The organism is Aquamicrobium zhengzhouense (assembly GCF_016124105.1).
Lineage (GTDB): Bacteria > Pseudomonadota > Alphaproteobacteria > Rhizobiales > Rhizobiaceae > Aerobium > Aerobium zhengzhouense.
Genome location: NZ_JADGMQ010000001.1, coordinates 109,276 through 121,695, shown reverse-complemented (window position 1 = coordinate 121,695; position 12,420 = coordinate 109,276). Strand labels below are relative to the sequence as shown.

Here is a 12,420-nt window from a genome sequence, read left to right as displayed (position 1 = left end):
TGAACTTCAATCGATTTAAAGAATTTTCACAATTTTAGGAGGATGCCGTGAGCGAGACTTTTGTAATTGCGCAGGGCGGCGGCCCGACTGCCGTGATCAATCAAACGCTAGCAGGCATTGTGCTCGAGGCGCGACGCCAGCATCCCGGTTGCCGTATTCTCGGATCTAAGCACGGCGTGCGTGGCATTCGTGATAGCAACTTTGTCGATCTGACGGATATCCCAGAGGCCCGGCTTAGGCAGATCGCAGCCACACCCAGCGCGGCGCTCGGCTCCACCCGTGACAAGCCAGACGCGGCGTATTGCGAGCAAATTCTGAAAGGCCTGCGGAACATAAACGCGACCGCCTTCGTCTATATTGGCGGCAATGACACGTCGGGCACACAAGCGATCCTGCGCGACGCCTCGGATGGCTTCATCGCCTTCGTCCACGCACCAAAGACGATTGACAATGACCTTGAAGAAAATGACCACACGCCGGGCTTCATCTCGGCAGCGGAATTTGTTGCCGGCTCGTTCCTGTCAGTAGATCTCGACTTCTGCGCCCTGCCCGGCCTCTATTGCGGCATCGTCATGGGCCGTCACGCCGGCTTCCTGACCGCTGCATCCGCTGCATGGCGTCTCGATGAAGAAAGCGGTCCGCATCTCGTCTACGTGCCAGAGCGTCCTTTCGCACGCGCCCGCTTCGTTGATGACGTCAAGCGCACAATGGCCAAACATGGCCGCTGCGTTGTCGCCATCTCGGAAGGCATTTCCGCGCCGTCGGGCAAGTCCATGGTCGAAGAACTCGTCGCGCCCGACCGGCTGGAACGCGATGCGCATGGCAATGTGCGCCTTTCGGGCACCGATCTCGGCCAGGCCATTGAGCGCGTCATCGCCGAAGACCTCAAGGGCATCCGCGCCCGCGTTGACACGTTTGGCTATCTGCCACGCGGCAATATCGGCATGATCAGCGAAGTCGACGCAGGCGAAGCGTTTGAGGCTGGCGCCTACGCCGTCACCGTTGCCGGTGAAGGCGGTGGCTCGGTTGCGCTGAAATTTGATGGTGAGAAAACCGTAACCCGCCGCGTGCCGCTCGAGAACGTCGCCGGCAAGACCCGCCACATGCCTGACGATTTCCTCGACGCAGAGGAAAATCGCCTGTCGGCAAAGGGGATCGCCTATCTCGAAAGGCTGGTGCCGCGCCGCTTCGACCCGGCAAAGCCCTTTGTGTAAAATCTAGGCGAAACGGCACTCCACCGTGCCGTACGGACCAAAGTCCGCAACGATATGCGAGCCGGATGGTGCTTCCACCGGCCGCACAAACGAGCCCGACAAAACGATCTCACCAGCGCGAATGCTGTCGCCATAGATGGCAAGGCGATTGGCAAGCCAGGCAATGCCGGCAGCCGGATCGTTGAGCACGCCAGCGCCAAGGCCGGTTTCCTCAACCTCGCCATCGCGCAAGACAATCGCGCCTATCCAGCGCATGTCGATCTGGTGCGGATCAAGCTTCTGATCGCCGATGACGATGCCGGCATCCGCCGCATTGTCCGCGATCGTATCGCAGATATTGCGGGTCTTTTTCGTCTCGGGATCAACACGCAAGATGCGTGTATCGAGGATTTCGAGCGATGGCGTGACGTAATTCGTCGCTGCCAGAACGTCATCGACGGTGACGTCCGGCCCTGCCAGATCCGACTTCATCACAAACGCGATTTCCGCCTCAATGCGCGGCTGGATGAAACGATCCTTGGCGATCGTCGCGCCGTTCTCAAACAGCATGTCGTCGAACAGGATGCCGGAATCTGGGATATCGATGTTCAGCGCCTGCTGCATCGCCTTCGACGTCAGGCCGATCTTGCGACCGATGATCCGGCGTCCATCTGCGAGCTTCTTTGCCGTCCACGCGCCCTGAACGGCATAGGCGTCGTCCATGGTCATGCCAGGATATCGCAGCGACAGAAGGCCGATTTGCTTGCGTGTGCGCTCGGCCTCATCAAGCGCTGCAGCGGCGTCCTTCGCCGCTTGCGGGGTCATTGAGCTGCCTCGTCGACAACGCCATTGCGCAAAATGCCGATGCCTTCGGCTTCAACTTCGACCACATCACCCGGCTTCAGCCAGACCGGCGGGTCGAGACGCGCGCCAGCGCCCGTCGGCGTGCCGGTGACGATCACATCGCCCGGCACCAACTTGGTGAAGGTCGAGATATAATTGATCAGGCGGCGGAACGAGAAGATCATGCGCGAGGTCCGATCGTCCTGACGCACTTCGCCGTTGACGCGGGTCGTCAGGCGAATGTCGGCGATCTGCGCTTCATCGGTGAAGGGGATCAGCCACGGCCCCATCGCGGCCGAGGATTCAAAGTTCTTGCCCTGCGTAACATTGAATTTGGCGTGGCGGACCCAGTCGCGGATTGTGCCTTCATTGCAGAGACTTAGCGCCGCAATGTGATTCAACGCATCGGCTTCGGCAATATGGCGACCACCCTTGCCGATGACGATGACGACCTCACCCTCATAGTCGAGCTGCTCGGACGCGGTCGGGCGCACCAGCGGCTGCCCATGAGCCACGAAGGAGCGCGCAAAACGCGGGAAGAGCGAGGGGAAGCGCGGTGCCTCCTGCCCGTCCTTGTACTCCTCGTTGCGGTCCGGATAATTGACCCCGACGCAGATGATCTTTTCCGGCGAGGCCAAGGGCTTCAGAAGCGTGATCTCGTTTTCGAAATAGGTCACCGGGTATTTTTCGCCGAGGTCAGCGAGTTCCAAAAGGTCACCCTGCTCGACCACGGCCTGCAAGCTTGCCCACCGGTCGCGAAAGCGTGGCCAAAGGTCGATCATGCCGCGATCGGTCATGACGCCGTATCGGTCGGCGCCCTCGGCATGGAAACTTGCAAGGCGTGGTCTGGTCATGTCTGGTCTCCCTTACGGCGCGATGATCGGCTGCGCCTTGAGCGATGGCTCGCTCACTTCGACTTCGGGGAATACCGTACCTTCCTCGAACCAGCTACGGGGTGCAGGCGCTCCCCACAGGGTCTGACGCTGCGGATCCTTGAGGTCCCAGCGGATCGGCTCGAGATCCGGATCGCAGGTCTGGTAGTCCGAGCAATAGATTTCGATGCGGTGGCCATCGGGATCACGAACATAGAGGAAGAAGGCGTTCGAGATGCCGTGACGGCCCGGACCACGCTCGATATTTGGGAGGTAGCCAGTCGTCGACATCAGATCGAGCAGATCGATGATGTTGAGCGGCGTCGGAACCCAGAATGCGGTGTGGTGGAGACGCGGGCCGCGACCATTGGTGAAGGCAACGTCATGGACGCCGCCCTTGCGGTGCATCCAGGCTGCCCACAGCTTCTCGGTTTCAGAATCTTCCGTGTACTCGGTGACGCGGAAGCCCATCTCGTTCCAAAACGCGACCGACTCGTCGACATTCGTGGTGAAGAAGTTGAAGTGGTCGATGCGAAGCGGCTTCACGCCCCGGTAAAGCGCGTATTTCTGATGGATCGACGGCAGACGGTCCATCTTGTGGTAGAACTCGAGCGGCACACCGAAGAGGTCCGTGGTGCGCAGCGTACGGCCCTGATGCGGACGCTCAACATAGGAGACCGGCAGGCCCTTACCCTTGAAAAAGGTTTCGGCGCGGTCGATGTCTTCTTCCGAAAACACCTTGAAGCCCATGACATTGGCGACTGGCACATCGCCCTTCTTGAGGACGATGCAATGGTGGCCGCGCTCTTCCATGGCGCGCAGGCACAATGTGTCGCTGTCTTCGTAAGTCACCTGCAGGCCGAGCGTGTCGGCGTAAAACGCCTTGCTCGCCGCCAGATCGCGAACGACCAGTTCGACATGGCTCAGACGCAAAATATTGAACGCAGGCGTCAGGTTAGGTGATGGTACTGGCATATGCTCCTCCGCTTTTCCACTTTCCAGACTGGCGAGGAAAAGCCTCCAAGTTCTTGTTCTTAATCAACCGCCAAGTTTCGGCACAGCGTGCGCGACCGTGGCGAACGAGATGTTTTTGGTTTCCATGTAGAAGTCGAACGACCAGTCGCCGCCATCGCGGCCAATGCCCGAACTCTTCGCGCCACCGAACGGCGCTGGCAGGTGGCGGACATTTTCCGAATTCACCCAGATCATGCCGGCTTCCATCGCATCCGAGAACCGGAAGGCGCGGGTGACGTCCGACGTCCAAAGATATCCGGCAAGGCCATAGTTGACGTCATTGGCCAGCGCGATCGCCTCGTCCTCGTCCTTGAACGGGATCGCCGTCAGGACCGGCCCGAAGATTTCCTCCTGGGCGATGCGCATCGTGTTGTTGGCATTGGTGAACAGCGTCGGCTCAACGAAGCAGCCTTCGCCATCAACCTTTTTGCCACCAATTGCGATCGTTGCGCCCTCCTCCTTGGCGAGGTCGAAATACGACAGAACTTTCTCCTCGTGATCCGGATGGATCAGCGGGCCGATCACCGTCTTCGGATCGAGCGGATGGCCGATCTTGATGCGCTTGGCCTTCTCGGCGACCATTGCGACGAACTCGTCATGGATCGAGGCTTCAACGAGTAGACGCGACGACGAGGTGCAGCGTTCGCCGTTGAGCGAGTAGATCATGAAGACCGCAGCATCTGCCGCGCGTTCAAGGTCAGCATCGGCAAAGACGACGACCGGGTTCTTGCCGCCGAGTTCGAAGTGGACGCGCTTCAGCGTATCGGCGCCCTGCTTCATGATCAGCGAGCCGGTGCGGCTCTCGCCGACAAAACCAATTGCCTTAATGTCCGGATGCTCGGTCAGCGCCTTGCCGGCCTCATCGCCAAACCCGTTAACGAGGTTCCAGACGCCTTTCGGCAGACCGGCTTCCTCGGCGATTTCGACAAGCAGGCGGGCGGTCAGCGGCGACAGTTCAGCCGGCTTGTGAACGACGGTGCAGCCAGCCGCCAGCGCCGGGGCGATCTTCCACGTCGACAGCATGAACGGCGTGTTCCACGGCGTAATGATGCCGACCGGGCCGATCGGCACGCGCGTCGTCATATTGACCTGGCCCGGACCACGCAGCGCTTTGCCGTCGCGCGCTTGCGGTGCGCGATCTGCAAAGAAGCGGAAGTTTTCAGCGCCGCGCAGTGCCGCCTTCGACATGAACTTCAGCGCCTGGCCGGTATCCATGCATTCGACAAAGGCGATCTCTTCGGCACGTGCGACGATCGCGTCGGCGACCTTGTGCAGGATCTTCTTGCGCTTGTCGCCATCCATGCGCGACCACTCGCCGAACGCTGCCTTGGCAGCCTTTGCGGCGCTGTCTATGTCTTCCGCCTTGCCGCGCGCAACGGTGGCCAGCCGCTTCAGGTCGATCGGCGAGATCGTCTCAAAGGTCGAACCATCGGCCGCATCAACAGCTTCGCCGCCGATCTGGTTCTTGACCCCCTCAGCGCGAAAACGTTCGAGCCAGGCTTGGGCTTTCTTCAAATTGTCTTCGAATTCAGACATGGAACCTCCCTCAGGCACCGCGCAGCCGCGCGTGCATCGAATTCTTTTTCCAGTTCAGGTCGGCATCGAGTTCGTCCATAACGAACGAGAGCGCGAAATGCGGGGTGGCAAAAAGGTCTGCGAGATAGGCGACTGCCGCTTTGTAAATGTACTCGCCGGCGGCCTTGCGGTCTTCGACCGAGCGCCCTGCCCCAACCCGCAAACTCAGATGCACATAGGCATTCTGCGGGTCGTCATCGGCGATGACGCAATGATCGGCCCGCAGCGCCCGTACCCGGATGCCACCGATCTCGAACATGCCCGTTTCGACCATCGCGCGATGCAGTGCCTGACACAGCGCGCGAATATCGATCTGCTCCTCCAGATTGGCCGAATAATCGACCGTCATGTGCGGCATGACACCCTCCTCCAAACAGGGCTATTTAGTTAACGTGTGAATTAAAATAACCCACTTGTCAACCACCGCGATCAACTTGCTGGAAACTATATGTCAATGAAGAGGTGCCACCATTTGTGAACGCGTCCGGTTGGACAAGCTCACGACGCTGCGTTAGTTTTTCCGCATGCTGACTGCGCTTGTTCGCCACATTTGCTTGCTGATTCCGGTATTGGATATGGATCTGCGGGCAAGGGCGGAACCGAAGGCCTCGGCTGTGTTCATCGTAAGGTGAGTACACTTCAGATGTGGGCCTTCGACCATGTGTGAGTCGACAGTGCGAGGAGTATCTTGACCGAGCAGAGCCCGCCCACCAGGCGCTGGAGCCGGTTGTGTGTTGCCGCCCTTAGCGCAACATTTCTCGCCGCGCCCCTTCCAGCATATTCGTTCGAACTCTTCGGCATTCACCTCTTCGGCAAGAAGAAGGCGGAGACCGCCGAGGATATGACGATTGGCGAACCACAAAATTATCAGGTCGAGTTTTCCCTCTCAGGGGAAAACGAAGACCTTGAAAGCGTGCTGAAAGCCGCATCAAACCTTTGGAGTGATCGCGAGGAGCCTGCCTCCGGCGCAGCTGGTCTGATCGCAAAGGCGCGCGCGGATTACCGACGCCTGCTCGCTGCGCTCTATGGCGAAGGCCACTACGGTGGCACGATCTCAATCCGTATCGACGGCCGCGAGGCCGCCGACCTGCCACCTGATGCCAGCGTCGCGACCGTGGCCAATGTCAACGTCCGCGTTGATCCGGGTCCGACATTCATTTTCCGCAACGCGGAAATCGTCAATCAAGCACCTGCAACGGACAACAAACGGGACGTCGTCGCTGACCCTCGTGACGAAGGCTACGCGTCAGGTGAAACCGCTCGCTCCGCGACCATCCTTCAGGCCGAACGACTGGCAGTCGAAGCGTGGCGCCAACAGGGGCACGCAAAGGCAATCATCGCCAACCGCAGAGTTGAGGCGGCGCATGACGCAGATGTCATCGATGCCACGCTCACCGTCGATCCAGGCCGCAAGGCGTTTTACGGCCCGGTGACGGTTCAGGGTGCAGAGCGGATCGACCCGCAATGGCTTGCCTGGATGACGGGAATTCGCGAGGGCGAAGAATACGATCCGGACGATTTGAAGCGTGCCTCCACCCGGATTGCCCGTCTCGACCTATTCAGCGCTGCGCGCTTCCACGAGGCAGACGAACTGGGTCCCGGTGGTTTGTTGCCGATCACCTACATCGTGCAGGAACGCAAGGCTCGCCGTTTTGGCGTCGGCGGCACCTGGTCGAGCATTGACGGGCTTGGCGTCGAGGCGTTCTGGCTGCACCGCAACCTCTTTGGTCGGGCGGAGCGCCTTCGCATTGAAGGCAAGGTCGGCGGAATTGGCGAGACACTGAAGCCGGATGAGTTCACCTACCGGGTTGGTGCAACCTTCGTTAAGCCGGGCGTATTGACGCCGGACACGGATTTTTCCGCGTCCATTTTCGGCGATCGAGAAGTGCTCGAAGCCTATACGAGAACCGCAATTACCGGCACGGCAGGCTTCTCTCACATCTTCAACGAAGAACTGTCCGGGAAAATCTTCGCGACAGCTGCGCAATCGCGCTATGACGATGACGAGTTTGGCCGCCGCGACTTCACGACCTTCGGACTACAGGGCACCCTCACCTATGACAGCCGCGACAATCCTGCGGATGCCACGGAAGGCGTGTTCCTTGAGGCGAACCTGACCCCGTTTTACGAGTTCCAGTACGGTAACCCCGGGGTCAAAGCGGTCGCGGAAGCACGAGCCTATTACGGGTTCGGTAAAGACGACCGTTTCGTTCTCGCCGGTCGGGTCAAGATTGGCTCCCTCGTCGGGCCTTCAGTCGCCGAATTGCCGCCGGACCTTCTGTTCTTCGCCGGTGGCGGTGGCTCGGTCCGTGGCTATGCGTACCGCAATATCGGCGTCACCACGCCCGCAGGAAACGTGATCGGCGGGCGCTCGCTGGGTGAAGCTTCCATTGAAGCGCGCATGCGCGTTACCGATTCGATTGGCGTCGTCGGTTTTGCTGACATTGGTTACGTCGGCGCTGACACCATTCCCGATTTCAGCGAGGACGTCCGAATCGGTGTTGGTGCCGGCCTGCGCTATCTGACAGGGCTCGGACCGATCCGTCTTGATGTTGCAGTTCCCCTCGATCGTCGAGTCGACGATCCAAGCGTGGCTGTCTATGTCGGCATAGGACAGGCGTTCTGATGCGTATCCTCATTGCACTGCTCCTCTTCCTCTTCGCCGCTCCATCTTTTGCGCAAGATGCTACACCAGAGGAGGAGCGTGGATGGCTGCTGTCATTCATCGAGGACACGATCTCCGCCCCCAACCGGCAGGTTCGGTTGCAGAACATTCAGGGTGTTTTGTCCTCTGACGCGGCTATCGGGCTGATCACCGTCTCAGACGCCGACGGCGTGTGGCTCCGTATCGAGAACGCTCGGATTGTCTGGAGCCGGACCGCGCTGGTTTTCAGCCAACGCCTTCAGATCGATACACTCGCCGCAGACCTGATCGAAGTTGTCAGGCAGCCTTTGCCAGACGAAAGCGCTCCCGCTCCTGAAGCGACGTCGTTCCAGATCCCGGAGCTTCCGGTCGCGGTCAATCTCGATGCTCTCGAAGTGCCCCGCGTGGTGTTTGGTCCCAATGTGTTTGGTCTGGCGTCCGAGCTTGCGATCACAGGACGTATCCGCCTTGAGGATGGCAATCTTGACACCGCTCTCGACATCACCCGCCTCGACGGCCCGGGCGGCCAGTTCGACCTTGCGGCGACCTACACACGCAAAAGCGAGCAGCTGGACGTTTCGCTCAACCTTTCTGAGCCAGAAAATGGCCTTGTCGCGAATCTCTTGAATATTGAAGGCCGCCCTCCAGTCGCCCTGTCCCTGACAGGTAGCGGCCCCCTATCAGGACTTGATCTGGCACTCACGCTGGACGCGGACGGTGAACGCACCCTTACGGGAGAGATGGCGCTTCGTCGCCAGGCAGACGGACTTGCCTGGGACACGAATCTCGGTGGCCCAATTGCCCGGTTGATCCCCGCGCAGTTTCGCGACTTCTTTGGCTCCGAAACTCGCCTTACCGCCAATGGCGTCTCCCTTGATGCTGGTGGCATGCGTCTTGACGCACTCAACCTGGACAGTGGCGCGCTCGACCTGACCGCCTCTGCAGAAACCAGCGCCGACAGTTTTCTGCGCCGCCTCAATCTCAAGGCGACGTTGGATGACGGCACCAATGGCAGCGTTATCTTGCCGGTTCCGGGCGGCGAAACGACCGTCAACCGCGCTGACTTCACCCTCTCATTCGGCGAAAGCGCCAATGAGGAATGGACTGGTCTTCTGACGGTCAAGGATCTTGCTACCGCTGAATTCGCAGCCGCCAATACCGAAATAACTATGGGCGGCGCTGCCCAAAATCTGGACCGGCCTGAAGATCGCCGTGTTACCTTCACGGTTGGCGGCGGCCTCAGCGGCATCGTTGCCAAGCGGGCCGATGTTGGGCAGGCGCTAGGCGACCGGATCGATCTTGACGTCATCGGCTCGTGGAATGCGGGCGAAGCAGTGAAACTGGCGCAGGCACTGCTTTCTGGGAATGGCTTGGCGATATCGCTTGTTGGCGAATTTGCCGAAATGGCATTCAACGGTGACATCGCCGTCAAGGCCGACAGCATCGCACCATTCTCAGCAATCGCAGGTCGCGATCTGGCTGGCTCACTCGACCTTCGCGCCAACGGCACGGTAGAGCCGCTAACCGGCGCGTTCGATCTCACCATCGACAGCGCCAGCAATGAACTCTCCGTCGGCATCGACGCCGCTGATAATTTGCTCGCGGGACGAACGACGATCACCGGCAAGGTTGGGCGTGGCGAACAGGGCCTGGCTGTGAGCGACCTGCGGGTCGGCAATGATCGTGTCGAAATCACTGCAGATGGCCGTATTGCCACCGGCACGGCTGATTTCAACTACGGCCTCGACCTCTCCGACCTGGCACTTTTGACACCACAGGCCGCTGGGCGCCTTGAAGCGGGTGGCCGTATTGCCGGAGCCGACGGAAACCTAACGCTGACGACCGTTGCGCAGGTAGCGTCCGGCTCACTTGCAGGCAAACGCCTGACCGACGCCAAAATCAATTTCGATGGTACGCTCGAAAACGGAGCGCTAGAAGGCACACTTGGCGGTGACGCGTTCTTGGACGGAGTACGCACGCAGCTAGCCGCCGGTGTCTCTGTTGCGGACGGAGTTCACCGCCTGACAGATCTCGACTTCACGGCAGGCGGAGCACGCGCGACAGGCGCGGTCACTCAGAATGCCGACGGCCTCCTTGAGGGCACAATTGATGTCCAGGCCGCTGACATATCGACCGCCGCCGCGCTATTCCTGACGCAGGCCAGCGGCGCGCTGAACGCAGCCATCGAGCTTTCTCACGCCGACGGCCTGCAGTATGCCGAAGTTAAAGCCGACGCAAGCGATCTGCGTATCGCCGAGAACCGCATCGGCGCTGCCGAAATAGCGGCCCAGGCACGCGATCTGTTCGACGTACCGGCGATCGACGGCACAGTGAAAGCCGAACGCATTAGCGCGGGCGGTGTCGACATCACGTCCATCAATGCGAATGCGAGCACGTCGAACAACGTGACCCAGTTTGCCGCTGATACTGTCCTCGCGAATGGGGCTCGAGGCAATGCGCGAGGGTCGCTTGCGGCGCAGGATGATGGCTGGCGCCTGGCACTCGACGCGGCATCATTTGGACAGGACCAGATCGCGGCGCGACTGGCTCGCCCCGCAGCGATCCGCGTCGCGGGGGATCGCGTCGCCATCGATACATTCGAGATTGACGTTGCCGGTGGCCGGGTCACTGTACAGGGCGACGCGTCAGAGGCGCTGGATCTTAACGTCGTCGTGTCCCGTCTGCCATTGTCGATCGCTAACCTCGTCCGCGCAGATCTCGGGCTGGGCGGGGCCCTTGAAGGCGAAGCGCGCGTGCGCGGCTCGCGTTCGGAGCCACAGGCTATTTTCTCAATGAGAGGGTCGGCGCTGCAGGCATCAGCACTTGAGGCAGCTGGCATCTCTACAATGGACGCCGCATTGTCGGGGAGCTTCGCCAATCAGACTGTCACATTGACGTCAGCTTCGGCGAACAGCCCTCAGGGCCTGACCCTGACCGCCTCAGGCGCGATACCGTTGTCGGGCAATGGCCTTTCGGTAAACCTCAACGGTTCCGCGCCGCTGTCGCTTGCCAATCGCTTTCTCGCAGATCGCGGAACCCAGATTACCGGCATCGTCGAAGTGAACGGGTCTGTCTCCGGCTCGCTGCAAAGCCCGTCGGTCCGGGGCATGTTCTCTACGAGCGGCGCGCAGCTCGTCGATCCTGACTCAAACCTGCGGCTGTCCGCGATCAATATTATGGGTGCGATGGACGGAGAGACCGTCACCATTCGAACTGCCAACGCGGCTCTAGCTTCGGGCGGTTCGGTCAGCGCAAGCGGCAACGTCTCCATCAACGCTGATGCCGGTTTCCCGGCAGACATTCGCATCCAGCTAAATCAGGCGCGCTATGCCGACGGTGACATGGTAGTCGCCACCGTCAGCGGAAATCTTGCAGTGGGTGGTGCCCTTGCACGCGACCCGCAGATCAGCGGCGAACTGAATGTTGATCGAGCGGAAATTGCTGTCCCCGACAATTTCGGCGGCAGCGCCGCGTCTTTGGATGTCATTCATAAGAACGCGCCGGCAGGTGTCAGAGAAACGCTGGTGCGTGCGCGTGCCAATGACGGAACTCCCGTGCCGTCATCTCGCCCGAGCGTGCTGCGCCTCAATGTCGGTATCAATGCCCCTGCCCGCATCTTCGTCCGCGGGCGCGGACTGGATGCAGAACTTGGCGGCCGGGTGCAACTCACAGGCCCAGTTACAGATATCCAGCCCGTGGGCGGCTTCACGCTGATTCGCGGCCGTCTCGGCATATTGGGACAGCGCATCACCTTCGATGAAGGCACTGTGACGCTGGTCGGCGACCTCGATCCCTACCTGGATTTCGTCGCTCGCTCAGATTCCGGCGACACCATCGTCTATATCAACGTGCGCGGTCGCGTGTCGGCGCTCGACATATCGTTCTCGTCGCAGCCTGAATTGCCGGAGGACGAAGTTCTTGCTCGCCTGATCTTCAACCGCAGCATCTCTGAATTGTCACCGCTGCAGATCGCACAGCTTGCAGCGGCAGCCGCCGAACTTGCGGGCGGCGGCAATACAAACCTGCTCGGCAGCCTGCGTGATGCGGTGGGTCTCGATGATCTCGACGTTGTCACCGACAGCCAGGGAAATGCTGCCGTACGCGCCGGGCGCTACATCCAGGAAAACATCTATCTCGGTGTTGAGGCAGGCGCAGGAGGAACCACTCGAGGTTCAATCAACCTCGACATAACCGAGGATTTGAAGGCACGCGGAGCGATCGGCTCCGACGGCGACACCTCGCTTGGTGTGTTCTACGAACGGGACTACTGATCCCGAAG

General features: G+C 60.3%; 8 protein-coding genes. 3 read left to right on the top strand and 5 right to left on the bottom strand.

Features of this window, described 5'->3' with window-relative positions; genetic code table 11:
* The first annotated feature begins 47 nt into the window (after positions 1 to 47).
* A complete protein-coding gene (locus tag IOD40_RS00520; RefSeq protein WP_198473224.1) occupies positions 48 to 1,214 on the top strand; it encodes a diphosphate--fructose-6-phosphate 1-phosphotransferase in 1,167 nt (388 codons plus the stop codon).
* A 3-nt stretch (positions 1,215 to 1,217) separates the two neighbouring features.
* On the opposite strand, the gene hpaH is transcribed toward IOD40_RS00520, so the two are convergent.
* From hpaH to IOD40_RS00495, 5 genes are all read right to left on the bottom strand, one after another.
* Positions 1,218 to 2,018 carry a 2-oxo-hept-4-ene-1,7-dioate hydratase gene (hpaH, locus tag IOD40_RS00515; RefSeq protein WP_198473222.1) on the bottom strand — a complete coding sequence of 267 codons (801 nt, stop codon included), beginning with the start codon at positions 2,016 to 2,018 and terminating at the stop codon, positions 1,218 to 1,220.
* On the bottom strand, positions 2,015 to 2,890 hold the full coding sequence (locus tag IOD40_RS00510; protein ID WP_198473220.1) for a fumarylacetoacetate hydrolase family protein: 876 nt from the start codon (positions 2,888 to 2,890) through the stop codon (positions 2,015 to 2,017). Before IOD40_RS00510 ends, hpaH begins: the two co-directional genes overlap by 4 nt.
* A 12-nt stretch (positions 2,891 to 2,902) precedes the next feature.
* Entirely contained in the window at positions 2,903 to 3,883 is a 981-nt protein-coding gene (hpaD, locus tag IOD40_RS00505) for a 3,4-dihydroxyphenylacetate 2,3-dioxygenase (protein ID WP_198473218.1), read from the bottom strand.
* A 63-nt stretch (positions 3,884 to 3,946) separates the two neighbouring features.
* Entirely contained in the window at positions 3,947 to 5,458 is a 1,512-nt protein-coding gene (hpaE, locus tag IOD40_RS00500; RefSeq protein WP_198473216.1) for a 5-carboxymethyl-2-hydroxymuconate semialdehyde dehydrogenase, read from the bottom strand.
* A gap of 10 nt (positions 5,459 to 5,468) precedes the next feature.
* Positions 5,469 to 5,855, bottom strand: coding sequence for a 5-carboxymethyl-2-hydroxymuconate Delta-isomerase (locus tag IOD40_RS00495; RefSeq protein WP_198473214.1), 387 nt, complete (start codon positions 5,853 to 5,855; stop codon positions 5,469 to 5,471).
* A gap of 330 nt (positions 5,856 to 6,185) precedes the next feature.
* Here IOD40_RS00495 and IOD40_RS00490 point away from each other — a divergent pair, with 330 nt between their 5' ends.
* Positions 6,186 to 8,123, top strand: coding sequence for an autotransporter assembly complex protein TamA (locus IOD40_RS00490; RefSeq protein ID WP_407649032.1), 1,938 nt, complete (start codon positions 6,186 to 6,188; stop codon positions 8,121 to 8,123).
* A complete protein-coding gene (locus IOD40_RS00485; protein ID WP_407649030.1) occupies positions 8,123 to 12,412 on the top strand; it encodes a translocation/assembly module TamB domain-containing protein in 4,290 nt (1,429 codons plus the stop codon). The genes IOD40_RS00490 and IOD40_RS00485 overlap by 1 nt, the downstream gene beginning before the upstream one ends.
* The last annotated feature ends 8 nt before the right edge of the window (positions 12,413 to 12,420 follow it).